This window comes from Isoptericola sp. NPDC057653 (assembly GCF_042799955.1).
Classification (GTDB): Bacteria; Actinomycetota; Actinomycetes; order Actinomycetales; family Cellulomonadaceae; genus Isoptericola.
Genome location: NZ_JBHVHP010000002.1, coordinates 875,886 through 890,701, shown reverse-complemented (window position 1 = coordinate 890,701; position 14,816 = coordinate 875,886). Strand labels below are relative to the sequence as shown.

The window sequence follows — 14,816 nt, the reverse complement described above, 5'->3', positions numbered from 1 at the left end:
TCAGACCCCCGCCACGGACTTGCCGCGGGCGACCGCGACGAGGACGGGGGCGCCGATCGCGGCGGCGACGACGCCGGCCTCGAGCTCGGCGTGCGGCAGCACGAGGCGCCCGATGACGTCGGAGCCGAGCAGCATCACCGGGCCGAGCAGGGCGGTGAGCGGCACGATCCAGCGGTAGTCGGTGCCCACGAGCCGGCGCGCGGCGTGCGGCACGGCGAGGCCGACGAGGGCGATCGGCCCCGCCAGCGCGGTGGCGCTGCCGGCGAGCAGGACGACCGCGGCGGCGGTCAGCCCGCGCGTGAGGCCGACGCGCTGGCCGAGCGCCCGCGCGACGTCGTCGCCCAGCGCCAGCATCGTGAGGCGGTGCGCCAGTGCGCCCGCGAGGACGACGCCGATCGCGACGAACGGCCAGAGCTTGTCGAGCGTCTCCATGCCGCGGCCGGTGAGCGAGCCGACGGCCCAGAACCGGTAGGTGTTGAACGCGGCCGGGTCGCGCAGCAGCACGAGGGTGATCATCGGCGTGATGAGCGCGGTCACCGTGGCGCCCACCAGCGCCAGCTTCACGGGCTGTCCCGCGCCGATCGAGAAGACCAGCAGCGCCGCGACGGCCGCACCGGCGAACGCGAACCAGACGAAACCCAGCGGCGACGTCACGCCGAGCAGGGAGACCGCGACGACGACGGCGAGCGACGCGCCCGCGTTGAGCCCCAGCAGGCCGGGGTCGGCGATGGGGTTGCGGGTGACGCCCTGGATGAGGGTGCCGGCCACGCCGAGCGCGGCGCCCGCCGCGAGGCCGATGAGGGTGCGGGGCACGCGCTGGTCGCGCACGACGTCGTGGTCGACGTTGCCCGCCACCGGGTGCGTGAGCGCCTGCCAGACGGTGCCGAGGTCGATGTCGCGGACACCGAGGGCCAGGCTCGCCGCGGCGATCGCGAGCAGCACCAGGAGGGTGAGCGCGACGACGAGCAGGCGCCCGCGCGTGCGCCGGGCGACGAGCGCGGCCGCCTCGCTCGGGGTGGTCGCGACGGCGGCGGGCGCGCTCACCGGGCCTCCCGGTCGGCGTCCGGCAGGGTGTCGGGCAGGGTGTCGGGCAGGGTGCCGGGCGTCGCGTCGGTCGCGGCGTCCGCGAGGTCGAGGGAAGCGGCGCGGGAGCGGCGGGTGAGGCGGCTCGCGACCCACGCCACGAGGGCCACGGCCGCGGCCCCGACGACCGCGAGGGTCACGGGGTGGTGCAGCCCGACGGCGATCGCGCCGTTCACGGCGGCGGTGCCGATCGTCGTCCAGATGCCGGCCCACACGGCGCAGCCGGCGAGCAGCGCCACGAGGTAGCGGCCGAACGGCATGCGCAGGTAGCCCGCGGCGAGGTTGACGAGCGTCTGCACGCCGACGGTGAAGAACGAGAGCGTGACCGCGGGCGGGCCCCACCGGTGCACCCGGTCCACGACGGCGACCGCGCCCGGCCGGGCCAGCATCTCGGCGAACCGGCCGCGGGCGGTGCCGCGGGCCACGCCGCGGCCGGCCCAGTACGTGGCCTGGGCGCGCACGAGGACGATCGCGAACGCCGCGGCGTACACCACCCAGAACGGCACGCCGGCGATCGTGAAGACGCCGGTGGCGGTGGCGCCGTCGGACGCCAGGGTGAGCGCGGGGGTGGTCGGGTGCACGGCACTCATTGTGCCCGACTGAGGTATGGCTGCCCTAATTCCTCACCGGTCGGACCCGGCCGCCGCCGGGGCCTCCCCGGCGCGGCACTGGGCGCACGTGCCCCACAGCTCCACCGTGTGGTCGATGTCGGCGAAGCCGTGGGCGGCGCCGACCGACGCGGCCCACGCCTCGACGGTGGGCCCGTCGATCTCGACGGCCCGCCCGCAGGCCCGGCAGACCAGGTGGTGGTGGTGCTCGCGGCGCTCGCAGCGGCGGTACAGGCTCTCGCCGTCCTCGGCCCGCAGCACGTCGACGTCGCCGCCGTCGACCATGGCCTGCAGGGTGCGGTAGACGGTGGCGAGGCCGACGGCGTCGCCCCGCGCGTGCAGCAGCTCGTGGAGCTGCTGCGCGCTGCGGAACTCGTCGGTCTCGCCGAGCGCGTCGGCGACGGCGGCGCGCTGCCGGGTCATCCGGGGCGCGGTCCCGGTGGTGGCGCGGGAGGTGGTGGCGTTCACGGGGTGCACTCCTCCTGGGCGGTCGCCCGGCCGGTGGCGGGGGCGAGCGCGACGTCGTCGGGGATGTCGGGGTGCGGGTCGACGGGCGGGCGGCGGCGGGCGAGCACGGGGTGCACCAGCGCGACGACCGCGTAGATGGCGATCGCGAGCACCACGATGAGCGCGCCGGGCGACACGTTGTACCAGTAGGTGACGGAGAGCCCGGTGACGCAGACCGCGACGCCGATGACGGACGCGACCAGCATGGTGCGCCGGAACGACCGGGTCAGGAGCTGCCCGATCGCGACCGGGACGATCATGAGCGCCGACACCAGCAGGAGCCCCACCACGCGCATCGCGACCGTGACGGTCAGCGCGGCGAGCACGGCCACGGCCATGTTCAGCGCCCACACGGGCAGCCCGGAGGAGATGGCGAACTCCTCGTCGTGGCTCACGGAGAACAGCGCGGCGCGCAGGCCGAGCCCGATCAGCAGGATCAGCCCGCACAGCGCCACGGTGACCCAGACGTCGGACAGGGTGACCGACGAGATCGAGCCGAACAGGTACGCCATGAGGCTTCCGGACGAGCCGCCGGCCAGGCCGATGAGCAGCACGCCGCCGGCGATGCCGCCGTAGAAGAGGATGGCGAGCGCCAGGTCCCCGGACGTGCGGCCCCGGCGGCGGACGACCTCGATGAGCACGGAGCCGGCGACGGCGGCGACGACCGCGCCCGGCACGGCGAGCGCGTCGTCGGGCACGAGGCCCATCGCGGCGCCGACGAGCCAGCCCAGCGCGACGCCGGTGAGCGCGACGTGCCCGATGCCGTCGCCCAGCAGGGCGAGGCGCTTCTGCACCAGGTAGGTGCCGACGACGGGCGCGCTGAGGCCCACGAGCAGCGCGGCGACGAGCGCGCGCTGCATGAACGGGTCGGTGACCATCTCCCACAGGCCGCTCACGGTGCCACCTCGTCCTCGGTGCTCTCGGGTCGGGCCTCGAAGGGGCCCTCGGCCAGCCGCACCTCGTCGGTGCGCGGCCGGGCGGTCGGATGGGCGTGCGGGTGCACGTGCTCGTGCGCCTCGCCGCCGTGCCCCGGGCGGGGCGTCGGCGGGGCGCCGTCGTGCACCACGCGCCCGTGGCGCAGCACGACGGCGCGCTGCACCAGCGGCGCGAGCTCGCCGAGCTCGTGCAGCACGACGAGCACGGTCATGCCGTCGTCGACGAGCCGCGTCATGGTCGCGGCGAACGCCTCCTGGCTGGGGCGGTCGACGCCCGCGACGGGCTCGTCGAGCACCAGCAGCTCGGGCCTGCGCACCAGGGCGCGGGCGATGAGCACGCGCTGCTGCTGCCCGCCGGAGAGCTGGTGCGTGGCGTACCGGGCGCGGTCGGCGAGGCCGACCAGGTCGAGGGCCTCGCCGACCTGGGCGCGCCAGCCGCGCGGCAGGCGCAGGCGGCGGCCGTGCAGCAGGCCGGAGGCGACGACCTCGGCCGCCGTCGACGGGACGCCCGCGACCGCGCTGACGCGCTGAGGCACGTAGCCGACCCGCGACCAGGGCACGTCGTTGCCGAGCTCGTGGCCGAACAGGCGCACGCTGCCCGCGGTGGCGGGCAGCACGCCCACCAGCGTGCGCACCAGCGTGGACTTGCCGGAGCCGTTGGCGCCGAGCAGCGCGACGACGTCGCCGCGCCGGACCGTGAGGTCCACCCCGCGCAGCACCGGGCTCGCGCCGAGGCGCACGTGCACGTCGCGGGCCTCGATCGGGGGAGCGTCGCCCTCCGGCGGCGTGGCCGCCGCGGGCAAGGAATCGGTGGCGGGCGTCGTCATGAGCACTGGAGCCCTTCGGTGAGCGCGGCCAGGTTGTCCTGCATGACCGAGACGTAGTCCGCCCCGGACGCGGCGTCGTCCTTGGACAGCCCCTCGAGCGGGTCGAGCACGGCGGTCGTGACCCCGATGTCCTGGGCGAGCGTGTCGGCGACCTTCGGGCTGGTCAGCGTCTCGGTGAAGATCGTGCTGACGTCGTTCTCCTCGACGATCGCACCCACCTCCCGCAGGCGCGCGGGGGACGGCTCCGCCTCGGGGTCCAGGCCGACGATGCCGACCTGGGTGAGGTCGTAGCGCTCGGCGAGGTAGCCGAACGCGGCGTGCGAGGTCACGAGGGTGCGCGTGGCGCACTCCTTCAGGCCCGCGGAGAGCTGGCCGTCGAGGTCCTTCAGGGACGCCGCCAGCGCGTCGGCGTTCTCCGCGTACACGGCGGAGTGCTCCGGATCGACGGCGCCGAGCTGGGCGGCGACGGCGTGGCCGACGTCGACCAGCCGCGTGGGGTCGAGCCAGAAGTGCGGGTCGAGGGCCGCCTCGTCGTGGTCGTGCCCGTCGCCCTCGTCCTCCTCGGCGGCCGTCCCCGCCGCCGTGCCGGGGTGCGCCTCGAGGTGCACGACGTCGCTCGTGTCGACGACGTGCTCCGGGTCCTGGGTGCCGACCGCCTCGTCGACCGCGGCCTGGAAGCCCGAGGAGTAGACGACGAGGTCCGCCCGGCCGATCTCGCGCACCTGCGCGGGGGAGAGCTCCAGGTCGTGCGGCTCCGCGGCCGGCGGCGTGAGGTTGGAGACGGAGACGAGGTCGCCGCCCACCTGCTCGGCCACGTACTGCAGCGGGTAGTAGGAGGCGAGGACCTCGAGCGTGCCGTCGGAGCCGCCGTCGTCGGTCGGGGCGCACGCGGCCAGGAGGGCGGGCAGCGCGAGGGCGGGCAGGGCGGCGAGGGCCGCGCGTCGGCGAAGCATGAGAACGATTCTCAGGAAGTTGAGAACCGTTGTCAACTCGCGCGGGGCGACGGCAGCCCGGCGCGCCGGGCCCGGAGGTGGGCGCGGAGGGCGGGGTCGGAGGTCAGCGCGAGCGCGCGGTCGTAGGCGACCGCGGCGTCGCCCGGGCGGCCGAGGCGGGCGAGGAGGTCGGCGCGCACGGCCCAGGCGGGCTGGAACCGGGAGACTCGGGCCTCGGGCCCGCCGGGTCCGTCCGGGTCGCCCAGCGCGTCGAGGGCGGCCAGCCCGGCGGCGGGGCCGTCGGTCTCGGCGACCACGGCCGCGCGCGCGACGGCGCCGCCGAGCGAGGGAGCCACCTGCTGCAGCGCGTCGTGCAGCCGCCGCAGCGCGTCCAGGTCGGGCGGCTCACCGGGCCGGCGGGCGCAGTGCACGGCCTGGACGGCGGCCTCGAGCTGGAACCGGCCCACCGCGCCGCGGGCGTGGGCCGCCCGCAGGTGCGCGTGGGCGCGGGCGATCGCCGCGGCGTCCCACCGGGCTGGGTCCTGGTCGGCCAGGGGCACGAACCGCCCGGCGGCGTCGGTGCGGGCGGCGGCACGCGCGGAGGAGAGCAGGACGAGGGCGGCCAGGCCGCGCACCTCCGGGTCGTCGGGCACGAGCTGCGCGAGCACCTCGGCGAGGCGCAGGGCCTCGGAGGGCAGGGGGCGGGGCTCGGCGTCGGCGGTCGCCCACTCCACGACGTACGCGCCGTAGACGGCCTCGAGCACGTCGACCATGCGGCCGGGCAGGGCGGAGCGGTCGGGGAGCGCGAACGGCACGCCGGCGTCCCGGATCCGCCGCTTGGCGCGCGTGAGCCGCGTGGCCATCGTCGCGGCGGGCACCGAGAACGCGGGCGCCACCTGGGCCGCGGTGAACCCGAGCACGGTGGTGAGCATCAGCGGCGTGCGGGCCACGGGGTCGACGGCGGGGTGCGCGCACGCGAGCATCAGCTCCAGCCGGCGGTCGCCCACCGCGTCCGGGTCCACGTCCTCGAGCCGCGCGGGCGCGTGGCGCTCGGGCACCAGCGGCACGGTGCGCGCCACCTCGGCCGACCGCTGCCGGTCGCGCAGGCGGCGGCGCGCGACGGTGAGGAGCCAGCCGGCGGGGTTGTCGGGCACGCCGCCGGCGGGCCACGTCCGCAGGGCACGCTCCAGCGCGTCGCCGAGCGCGTCCTCGGCGGCCTGCAGGTCGCCCGACCCGGCGGCCAGCAGCGCGACGAGGCGGCCGTAGCCGTCCCGCGCGGCCGCGGCCGCCGCGTCGGACGCGCCGTCGCCGGCGGTCGTCGTGACCGGCACGACGGCTCCTACTCCGCCGGGCCGTTCCCGGTCCAGGAGCCGCCCACGACCGACGTCGCGACCGGGCGCACCTCGACCGACCCGTAGGTGGCGCCGGGGCACTTCTCGGCCCAGGCGACGGCGGCGTCGAGGTCCGGCACGTCGACGACGAAGACGCCCGCGAGCGCCTCCTTGGTCTCGGCGAACGGGCCGTCCTGGACCTGCGTGGCTCCGGTGCGGCGCGTGACGGTGGTGGTGGCGTGGGAGAACTGCAGGATGTCGGCCCCGACGAGGACGCCGGCGCCCACGAGCGCGTCGGCGTACTCGGAGAACAGCCGCTCCATCTCGGCGATCCCCTCCGCGGGGATCTCGCCGGGGGCGGGCTCGGGGTTGTGCAGCAGCAGTGCGTAGCGCATGGTGCGCCTCCTCGGGTCTCGATCATTGTCGTGCGTACCCCCATGACGATCGAGCGGGCGCGAGATCGTCACCCCGACCCGGCGACGCGCCCCGGTAGGCTGGTGCCACCGCAGCCGGTCGACGTCGGACCCCGACGTGCCGAGGCTGCGGCGTTCCCCGCACCGGCCCCACGAGCCACGTGGCGGCCCGACACCCAGGAGTGATCCGTGGCAGCACCGTCCCCGACCGCCAAGCTCGACGCCGTCGTCTCCCTCGCCAAGCGGCGAGGTTTCGTGTTCCAGTCCGGCGAGATCTACGGCGGTACGCGCTCCGCGTGGGACTACGGGCCCCTCGGCGTGGAGCTGAAGGAGAACATCAAGCAGCAGTGGTGGCGTGCGATGACGCGCCGCGACGACGTCGTGGGCCTGGACTCCGCGGTCATCCTGCCCACCCCGGTGTGGCACGCGTCCGGCCACCTCGGCGCGTTCAACGACCCGCTGACCGAGTGCCTCTCGTGCCACAAGCGGTTCCGCGAGGACCACATGATCGAGGAGTTCGAGGAGAAGAAGGGCCGCGCGCCCGAGGGCGGCCTCGCCGAGATCGCCTGCCCGAACTGCGGCACCCGCGGCCAGTGGACCGAGCCGCGCGACTTCAACATGATGCTCAAGACGTACCTCGGCCCGGTCGAGGACGAGTCCGGCGTGCACTACCTGCGCCCCGAGACCGCGCAGGGCATCTTCGTGAACTTCTCGAACGTGGCCGCGGCGTCGCGCAAGAAGCCGCCGTTCGGCATCGCGCAGATCGGGAAGTCGTTCCGCAACGAGATCACGCCGGGCAACTTCATCTTCCGCACCCGCGAGTTCGAGCAGATGGAGATGGAGTTCTTCGTCGCGCCGGGCACGGACGCCGAGTGGCACCAGTACTGGATCGACACCCGCATGGCCTGGTACACGGACCTCGGCATCGACCCCGAGAACCTGCGCCTGTACGAGCACCCGGCCGAGAAGCTGTCGCACTACTCCACCCGCACGGTGGACATCGAGTACCGCTTCGGCTTCTCCGGCAGCGAGTGGGGCGAGCTCGAGGGCGTCGCCAACCGCACCGACTTCGACCTCAAGACGCACTCGGAGCACTCGGGCAAGGACCTGTCGTTCTTCGACCAGTCCACGAACGAGCGCTGGCTGCCGTACGTCATCGAGCCGGCCGCGGGCCTGACCCGCTCGCTCATGGCGTTCCTCGTCGAGGCGTACGCCGAGGACGAGGCGCCCAACACCAAGGGCGGCGTCGACAAGCGCACGGTGCTGCGCCTCGACCCGCGCCTCGCGCCGGTCAAGGCCGCCGTCCTCCCGCTGTCGCGCAACGAGGCCCTGTCGCCCAAGGCGCGCGACCTCGCCGTGGAGCTGCGTCGGAGCTGGAACGTCGACTTCGACGACGCCGGCGCCATCGGCCGCCGCTACCGCCGCCAGGACGAGATCGGCACGCCGTTCTGCGTCACCGTCGACTTCGACACCCTCGACGACGACGCGGTCACGATCCGCCACCGCGACACGATGACGCAGGAGCGCGTCGCGCTGCCCAAGGTGACGGCCTACCTCGCGGAGCACCTCGCCGCGTTCTGACCCGCCCCGCACGACGGTGCCCGGGTCCGCTGCGGCGGACCCGGGCACCGTCGTGCGAGGCGCCGTCCCCGCTAGGCGCGGTTCCTGCGCAGCAGGCCGAGCACCAGGCTCACGACCAGGACGATCACGCCGATCCAGATGAGGAACTGGCCGATGTTGGTCGCGACGCCGAGGATCACCAGGACGACGCCGATGATGATGAGGACGAGCCACGCGGGCATGGGAACCTCCAGTCTCCGCACGCCGCCCGTGCGGCGGCGTGGCGGACCGACCGTGCCACGTCTTCTGGATGCACGCACGGTGTCGGGTACGTCCGTGATGCCCGTCCTCGGCCGAGGGGCAGGCGCCGCGCGGGGTGGGGTGCGCTCACGCGTCCGCGACCCGCTCCACGGCGCCGCCGACGGCGGCCAGCGCGCCGGCGTCCCACGGCCGCGGCGTGATGAGCACGAGGTGGGTGATGCCCCATCCGGCGGCGGTCTCCGCCTTCGCGGCCAGCTCGTCGGCGGTGGTTCCGGGCGCGAGCCGGGCGCTGAGCGTGCGGTCGATCGTGGCGACGTCCCGCCCGACGTCGGCGCAGTGGTCGGCCAGGACGGCCAGCTTGTGCCGCACCGTGGCGCCGTCGTCGGGCAGGTCGAAGACGTTGCAGGCGTCGGCGTGCTCGGCCACGAGGCGCAGCGTGCGGCGCTCGCCCGCGCCGCCCACGAGGACGGGCGGGCCGCCGGGCGTGGCGGGCGCGGGCCGGCAGCGCGGCCGCTCCAGCCGTAGCCCGTCGCTGCCGGTGAACGGCGACTCGTCCCCGGCCCACATGCGGCGGGCCAGGCGCAGCACGTCGGCCAGCCGGTCCAGCCGGGCCCGGGTGCCGGGCAGGTCCAGGCCCATGTCCGCGGCCTCCTGCGCCTGGTGGCCGGCGCCCACCCCGAACCAGGCGCGGCCGCCGCTGAGCACGTCGAGCGTCGTGACGGCCTTGACGAGCAGCGCCGGCGTCCGGAACGTCGCGGCGCTCACCATCGTGCCCAGCCGGATCCGCGACGTGCGCGCGGCGAGGTAGCCCAGCGCCGTGTACGCCTCGAGCTGGTCGTCGTGCTCCGGCGGCAGCGTCGGGTCGGCCTGCACCAGGTGGTCGGGCAGCCAGAGGGTGTCGGCGCCGGCGTCCTCGGCGCGGCGCGCGACGTCGGCGAGCCCGTCGGGCAGGGCGCCGGGCCAGGACTGGTCGGTGACGTTGATGCTGATCCGCACGGGGTCTCCTCGGTGGGCGCGGTCGCCGTGGTGGGCGCGGTCGACAGGGCCCGCGGGTGCGCCGGTGCCCCGGTCACCATCCTGGGTGCGGGGCGCCGTCGTCGCCCGTGAGGCTGCCGTGCACCACCGACTCGATCACCCGGGTGAGCGCGTCGACGGCGGGCCGCCGCGGCGCGCCGCTGGGCTCCAGCAGCACCACCTCGCGCTCGACGAGGTCGCGCAGCGTGCTGGTGTGCAGGTCGCCCCAGGTGCGCAGGGTGCGCATCATCGGGGTCGCGAGCGCGACGCCCAGGCCCTGCGCGACGAGCGCGAGCGTGGTGGACGTGTCGTTCACCTCGTGCGCCGCGCGCGGCTCGAACCCCGCGGCCCGGCACGCGTGCCGCACCGCCGCGCCGTAGTGCGTGGCCTGCGGCGGCAGGATCCACGGCACCTCCGCCAGGTCGGCGAGCGCGAGGCGGTCCGGCAGGTCGGACGTCGGCGCGGAGACGAGGGCGAACCGCTCCGTGCGCAGCGGGCGCAGCGTGGTGCCGGGGACGCGGGGGATCGGCGCGCCCGGGTAGTCGAGGCCGAGGCCGAGGTCCACGTCGCCGCGGCGCACCGCCGCCGCCACGTCGTCGACCGTGAGCTCGAAGCCCTCGAGCGTCACCCGGGGGTGGGTGGCGGCGAGCCCCGCCACCAGGCGGGGCAGCATGTTCGCGGCCACGGTGGCGAACGCCCCGACGCGCACCGTGCCGACCGTGTCGCGGGTGGCGGCCCGCGCGGCGTCGACGGCGTCGCGCTGGGCCACCAGCAGGTCCTCGGCCCGTGCGGCGAGCACGGCGCCCGCCTCGGTGAGCGCGACGCCGCGGCCGTGCGGGCGCACGACCTCCGTGCCGAGGTGCCGCGCGAGGACGGCGAGCTGCTGGGAGACGGCGCCCGTCGTGTACCCGAGGGCGGCCGCGGCGGCCGTCATCGTGCCGTGCTCGGCCAGCGCTCGCAGGGCCCGCAGCGCGGGCCAGGGCAGATCGTGCGACGACGTGTCCACCGACCACCTCCACACTCCATCGTGCGCCCGGTCGCGCGCCTCCTACCGTAGAGAGAATCTGCACGGTAGGCACGAGGAACCTTCGATGGTGCTGACCGCTCCCGCTCGGCACGATGAGACCGGGCGAGCGCCGTCGACGTCACGACGGACCGCCCGCAGCGCAGGACGCCGAGCGAGGGAGGTCGGGTGCCGGACGCAGGACCCGTGGCGGTGCCCGGGACGGCCGACGCCGTGGTGGTCGGCGGCGGGGTGATGGGCGCGTCCGTCGCGTTCCACCTGGCCGAGGCGGGCGCGGACGTCGTGCTGCTGGAGTCCGGCGAGCTGGGCCGCGGGAGCTCGGGCAAGCCCATCGGCGGCGTGCGCGCGCAGTTCTCCGACCCCGCCAACGTGGATCTCGGCCACCGCAGCCTGGAGCTCTTCGAGGACTTCGGGCGCCGGCCCGGGGCGGACGTCGGGCTGCGCCAGGCCGGGTACCTGTTCGTCCTGCCGACCGACGACGACGTCGACCTGTTCGCCGGGTCCGTCGCGATGCAGCGCTCCCGCGGCGTCGACAGCCGCCTGCTCACCATGGCCGAGGCACGCCGTCTCAACCCCTACCTCGCCGCGACCGCGTACGCCGGCGCGGCCTTCGCGCCGCGCGACGGCTGGGCGCACCCCGCCGAGGTCGTCGCCGGGTACGCGGGCGGGGCTCGGGCCCACGGCGCGACCGTGGTCACCCACGCGCCCGTGACGGCCGTCGAGGCCGCCCCGGACGGCCGGGCGACGGTCGTGACGCCACGGGGCCGGGTCACCACGCCCGCCGTCGTCGTGTGCGCCGGGGCGTGGTCGCGCGCCGTCGGCGCCCTCGTGGACGTCGACCTGCCCGTGGAGCCGGTGCGCCGCCAGATCGCCTTCACGGCGCCGCTGGAGCCGGCCCCGCCGACCCTCCCGTTCACCATCGACTTCGGCACCACCTACTACCTGCACAACGCCGACGCCCGCGGCACGCTGCTGCTCGGCGCCTCCGAGCCCGCCACCCCGGTCGGGTTCGACACCACCTACGACCCCGCGTGGGAGCCGTGGCTGCGCGGCCTGGCCGCGCGCGCCACCCCGGCGCTCGCCGACGCGCCGCTGACCGGCGGCTGGGCCGGGCTGTACGAGCTGACGCCCGACCACGACGCCCTCATCGGCGAGGCCCCCACCGGCCCCGGCGGCGCCCGCGTCCTGTACGCCTGCGGGTTCTCCGGGCACGGCTTCCTGCAGGCGCCCGCCGTGGGCGAGGCCGTCACCGACCTCTACCTGGGACGGGCGGGGACGCCCGCGGCGCGCGGCGTCGACGTGTCCGCGTTCGACGCCGGCCGCTTCGGGGCGCGACGGGCGCGCACCGAGGCCAACATCATCTGAGCGAGGGAGCAACGCACCGTGACGACCGACGCCTTCTTCGAACCGTGGCAGCTGCGCGCCGCGTTCGCGCGCTCCCTGTCCGACATGTACGGCCGCGAGGTGCCCGCCTACACGACGCTGCTCGAGGTCTCCCACGACGTCAACGCCGACGTCGTGCGCGCCCGCGGCGCCGACGCCGAGCGGCTGGGCTCCATCGACCGGGTCACCGCGGAGCGGCACGGCGCCATCCGGGTGGGCACGCCCGAGGAGATCCGGCAGGTCGCGCGGGTCTTCGGCGCGATGGGCATGCACCCGGTGGGCTTCTACGACCTGCGCGACGCCTCGTCGTCGTCCGTGCCGGTGGTCTCGACGGCGTTCCGACCCGTGGACCGCGAGGAGCTGGCCCGCAACCCGTTCCGCGTCTTCACGTCCCTGCTGGTGCCCGGCGACCGCCGGTTCTTCAGCGCGGACCTGCAGCAGCGGCTCGAGCGCTTCCTGGGGAGCAGGACGCTCTTCGGGCCCGAGCTGCTGGCGCTCGCGGACCGCGCCGAGGCCGGCGGCGGCCTGGCCGGCGACGACGCCGCCACGTTCCTCCGGCTGGCCACGGAGGCGTTCGAGCTGTCCCACGAGCCCGTCGACCAGGCCTGGTACCGCGAGCTGGAGGCCGTCTCCGCGGTCGCCGCCGACATCGGCGGCGTCGCCTCCACGCACATCAACCACCTCACGCCCCGCGTGCTCGACATCGACGACCTGTACGCCCGCATGGAGGCGCGCGGCATCACGATGATCGACGCCATCCAGGGCCCGCCGCTGTGGGAGGGGCCGGACGTGCTGCTGCGGCAGACGTCGTTCCGGGCGCTCGCGGAGCCGCGGACGTTCCGCACGCCGGACGGCCGGGTGGTGCAGGACTCCCTGCGGGTGCGGTTCGGCGAGGTCGAGGCGCGCGGCATCGCCCTCACCCCGCAGGGCCGGGCGCGCTACGACGCCGCCATCGTCCAGGGCGCGACGCCCGACGTCTGGCGCGAGACGTTCCCGGACACCGAGGCCGGGTTGGTGGAGCAGGGGCTCGGCTACTTCACCTACGAGGTGCCCGCCGCGGCCGCCGGGCCGGGCGCGCTCACCCGCGAGCCGATCGTGTACGAGGACTTCCTGCCCCGCTCGGCGGCCGGCATCTTCCAGTCCAACCTCACCGAGGAGGGCTCCAAGGACGCCAGCCAGGCCGGCGAGGACCGGGACGCCGACTGGATGGCCGGCGCCGTCGGGCGCGAGCTGTTCGACCCCTTCGACCTGTACGCCGCGCAGGTGGCGGCGTCGCGCGACCGCGCGGCGGCCCGCCTCGGCGTCGACCCCGAGTCCCTCGAGACCCCGTCCCTCGGGGACCGTTCCTCCACCACCCAGGGAGCCCAGGCATGACCACGTCGACCACCCACACCCCGACCTCGAGCACGCTCACCGCCGAGCTGCGCGACGCCGCGCTGGCCGCCCTCGGCCGGATCGGCGCCGACGCCCCCGCGGCGGCCGACGGCGGGCTGCCCGTCGTCTCGCCGCTGACCGGCGAGGCGCTGCTGACCCTGCCCGAGGCGGGCGCCGCCGACGTCGACGCGGCCGTCACCGCCGCCGCGGAGGCGTTCCGCACCTGGCGCTCGGTGCCCGGCCCGGTGCGCGGCGCCGTCGTGCGCCGCCTCGGCGAGCTGCTCACCGAGCACAAGGCGGACCTGGCCGAGCTCGTGACGATCGAGGCCGGCAAGATCACCTCCGAGGCCCTCGGCGAGGTGCAGGAGATGATCGACGTCTGCGACTACGCGGTCGGACTGTCGCGGTCGCTCGGCGGGCGCACCATGCCGTCCGAGCGCCCCGGCCACCGCCTCATGGAGCAGTGGCACCCGCTCGGCGTCGTCGGCGTCGTCAGCGCCTTCAACTTCCCGGTCGCGGTGTGGTCGTGGAACACGGCCGTCGCGCTGGTCTGCGGCGACACCGTCGTGTGGAAGCCGAGCGAGAAGACGCCCCTCAGCGCCCTCGCCTCGAACGCCCTCCTGCGTCGGGCCCTGGCCGAGGCCGGGTTCCCGGAGGCGGTGAGCACCGTGGTGCTCGGCGCCCGCGAGGCGGGGGAGGCGCTCGTCGCCGACCGGCGCGTCGCGCTGCTGTCCGCCACCGGCTCGGAGCGCATGGGCCAGCAGGTGGCGCCCGTCGTCGCCGGGCGCGGGGGCCGCTACCTGCTGGAGCTCGGCGGCAACAACGCGGCCGTCGTCGCCCCGTCGGCCGACCTGGACCTCGCCGTGCGCGGCATCGTGTTCGCCGCGGCCGGCACCGCCGGGCAGCGGTGCACCTCGCTGCGCCGCCTCATCGTGCACACGTCGGTGGTCGACGACCTCGTGGACCGCCTCCGGTCCGTGTACGCCGGGCTGCCGGTGGGCGACCCGCGCGCCGCGGGCACGCTGGTCGGGCCGCTCACCGACGCCGGCGCGCGCGAGCGGATGATCGCCGCGCTCGACGAGGCCCGGGCGGACGGCGGCACGGTCGTCGTCGGCGGCGAGGCGGTGGCCGTGGACGGCGCCCCCGCCGCGGCGTACGTGTCGCCGGCGCTGGTGCGGATGCCGGGGCAGACGGACGTCGTGCGCCGGGAGACGTTCGCCCCGCTGCTGTACGTGCTGACCTACGACGCGCTGGAGGAGGCCATCGCCCTGCACAACGACGTCCCGCAGGGGCTCAGCAGCGCGATCTTCACGCTCGACGTCCGCGAGGCGGAGACCTTCCTGTCCGAGGTCGGTTCCGACTGCGGCATCGTCAACGTCAACATCGGCACCTCCGGCGCCGAGATCGGCGGGGCGTTCGGCGGCGAGAAGTCCACGGGCGGCGGCCGCGAGTCCGGCTCCGACTCGTGGAAGCAGTACATGCGACGCGTCACCAACACCGTGAACTACTCGACCGAGCTCCCGCTCGCGCAGGGCGTGAACTTCGGCTGACGGGCGGCCCCGCC

At 75.9% G+C, this 14,816-nt stretch carries 15 protein-coding genes; 4 read left to right on the top strand and 11 right to left on the bottom strand.

Annotation, left to right across the window (positions count from 1 at the left end):
* Genes ACFU9A_RS15295 through ACFU9A_RS15260 form a run of 8 tightly spaced genes read right to left on the bottom strand, consistent with a single transcriptional unit; the run spans position 1 to position 6,618 of the window.
* Positions 1–1,044: a FecCD family ABC transporter permease gene (locus ACFU9A_RS15295; RefSeq protein ID WP_430576131.1), complete on the bottom strand. Its 1,044-nt coding sequence runs from the start codon at positions 1,042–1,044 to the stop codon at positions 1–3.
* Positions 1,041–1,664: a DedA family protein gene (locus tag ACFU9A_RS15290; RefSeq protein WP_430576130.1), complete on the bottom strand. Its 624-nt coding sequence runs from the start codon at positions 1,662–1,664 to the stop codon at positions 1,041–1,043. The genes ACFU9A_RS15295 and ACFU9A_RS15290 overlap by 4 nt, the downstream gene beginning before the upstream one ends.
* Positions 1,665–1,706: 42 nt before the next feature.
* A complete protein-coding gene (locus ACFU9A_RS15285) occupies positions 1,707–2,114 on the bottom strand; it encodes a Fur family transcriptional regulator (protein ID WP_430576478.1) in 408 nt (135 codons plus the stop codon).
* Positions 2,115–2,155: 41 nt separating this feature from the next.
* Entirely contained in the window at positions 2,156–3,076 is a 921-nt protein-coding gene (locus tag ACFU9A_RS15280) for a metal ABC transporter permease (RefSeq protein WP_430576477.1), read from the bottom strand.
* 14 nt (positions 3,077–3,090) lie between these two features.
* On the bottom strand, positions 3,091–3,960 hold the full coding sequence (locus ACFU9A_RS15275) for a metal ABC transporter ATP-binding protein (RefSeq protein ID WP_430576129.1): 870 nt from the start codon (positions 3,958–3,960) through the stop codon (positions 3,091–3,093).
* Positions 3,957–4,913: a metal ABC transporter solute-binding protein, Zn/Mn family gene (locus ACFU9A_RS15270; protein WP_430576128.1), complete on the bottom strand. Its 957-nt coding sequence runs from the start codon at positions 4,911–4,913 to the stop codon at positions 3,957–3,959. The genes ACFU9A_RS15275 and ACFU9A_RS15270 overlap by 4 nt, the downstream gene beginning before the upstream one ends.
* A gap of 32 nt (positions 4,914–4,945) precedes the next feature.
* Positions 4,946–6,223: an RNA polymerase sigma factor gene (locus ACFU9A_RS15265; protein ID WP_430576127.1), complete on the bottom strand. Its 1,278-nt coding sequence runs from the start codon at positions 6,221–6,223 to the stop codon at positions 4,946–4,948.
* Between the two features lie 8 nt (positions 6,224–6,231).
* Positions 6,232–6,618: a YciI family protein gene (locus tag ACFU9A_RS15260; protein WP_430576126.1), complete on the bottom strand. Its 387-nt coding sequence runs from the start codon at positions 6,616–6,618 to the stop codon at positions 6,232–6,234.
* A 207-nt stretch (positions 6,619–6,825) separates the two neighbouring features.
* Between ACFU9A_RS15260 and ACFU9A_RS15255 the strand changes: the two genes are divergently transcribed.
* The gene (locus tag ACFU9A_RS15255; protein WP_430576125.1) at positions 6,826–8,217 is read left to right on the top strand and encodes a glycine--tRNA ligase; all 1,392 of its coding nucleotides are present in this window, start codon (positions 6,826–6,828) and stop codon (positions 8,215–8,217) included.
* Positions 8,218–8,288: 71 nt separating this feature from the next.
* Here the strand turns inward: ACFU9A_RS15255 and ACFU9A_RS15250 are convergent, their stop codons facing one another.
* The 3 genes from ACFU9A_RS15250 to ACFU9A_RS15240 form a co-directional block, all read right to left on the bottom strand.
* Positions 8,289–8,438 (bottom strand): hypothetical protein, encoded by a 150-nt coding sequence (locus ACFU9A_RS15250; RefSeq protein ID WP_430576124.1) that lies wholly within the window; start codon positions 8,436–8,438, stop codon positions 8,289–8,291.
* Positions 8,439–8,583: 145 nt separating this feature from the next.
* Complete coding sequence (locus tag ACFU9A_RS15245) at positions 8,584–9,453, bottom strand: LLM class flavin-dependent oxidoreductase (protein WP_430576123.1); 870 nt, start codon at positions 9,451–9,453, stop codon at positions 8,584–8,586.
* Between the two features lie 73 nt (positions 9,454–9,526).
* Positions 9,527–10,477, bottom strand: a complete 951-nt coding sequence (locus ACFU9A_RS15240) for a LysR family transcriptional regulator (protein ID WP_430576122.1) — start codon at positions 10,475–10,477, stop codon at positions 9,527–9,529.
* 186 nt (positions 10,478–10,663) lie between these two features.
* Between ACFU9A_RS15240 and ACFU9A_RS15235 the strand changes: the two genes are divergently transcribed.
* The 3 genes from ACFU9A_RS15235 to ACFU9A_RS15225 are packed head-to-tail and all read left to right on the top strand — an operon-like array spanning position 10,664 to position 14,802.
* Positions 10,664–11,860: an NAD(P)/FAD-dependent oxidoreductase gene (locus ACFU9A_RS15235; protein WP_430576121.1), complete on the top strand. Its 1,197-nt coding sequence runs from the start codon at positions 10,664–10,666 to the stop codon at positions 11,858–11,860.
* An 18-nt stretch (positions 11,861–11,878) separates the two neighbouring features.
* Complete coding sequence (locus tag ACFU9A_RS15230) at positions 11,879–13,252, top strand: 2-oxoadipate dioxygenase/decarboxylase family protein (protein WP_430576120.1); 1,374 nt, start codon at positions 11,879–11,881, stop codon at positions 13,250–13,252.
* Positions 13,249–14,802 (top strand): aldehyde dehydrogenase family protein, encoded by a 1,554-nt coding sequence (locus ACFU9A_RS15225; protein WP_430576119.1) that lies wholly within the window; start codon positions 13,249–13,251, stop codon positions 14,800–14,802. The genes ACFU9A_RS15230 and ACFU9A_RS15225 overlap by 4 nt, the downstream gene beginning before the upstream one ends.
* Positions 14,803–14,816: the final 14 nt, after the last annotated feature.

Coding starts and splice junctions, on each gene's coding strand:
- ACFU9A_RS15285 (WP_430576478.1), bottom strand. CDS start 2,114: ATGACCCGGCAGCGCGCCGCCGTCGCCGACGCGCTCGGCGAGACCGAC.
- ACFU9A_RS15280 (WP_430576477.1), bottom strand. CDS start 3,076: ATGGTCACCGACCCGTTCATGCAGCGCGCGCTCGTCGCCGCGCTGCTC.
- ACFU9A_RS15275 (WP_430576129.1), bottom strand. CDS start 3,960: ATGACGACGCCCGCCACCGATTCCTTGCCCGCGGCGGCCACGCCGCCG.
- ACFU9A_RS15270 (WP_430576128.1), bottom strand. CDS start 4,913: ATGCTTCGCCGACGCGCGGCCCTCGCCGCCCTGCCCGCCCTCGCGCTG.
- ACFU9A_RS15260 (WP_430576126.1), bottom strand. CDS start 6,618: ATGCGCTACGCACTGCTGCTGCACAACCCCGAGCCCGCCCCCGGCGAG.
- ACFU9A_RS15250 (WP_430576124.1), bottom strand. CDS start 8,438: ATGCCCGCGTGGCTCGTCCTCATCATCATCGGCGTCGTCCTGGTGATC.
- ACFU9A_RS15225 (WP_430576119.1), top strand. CDS start 13,249: ATGACCACGTCGACCACCCACACCCCGACCTCGAGCACGCTCACCGCC.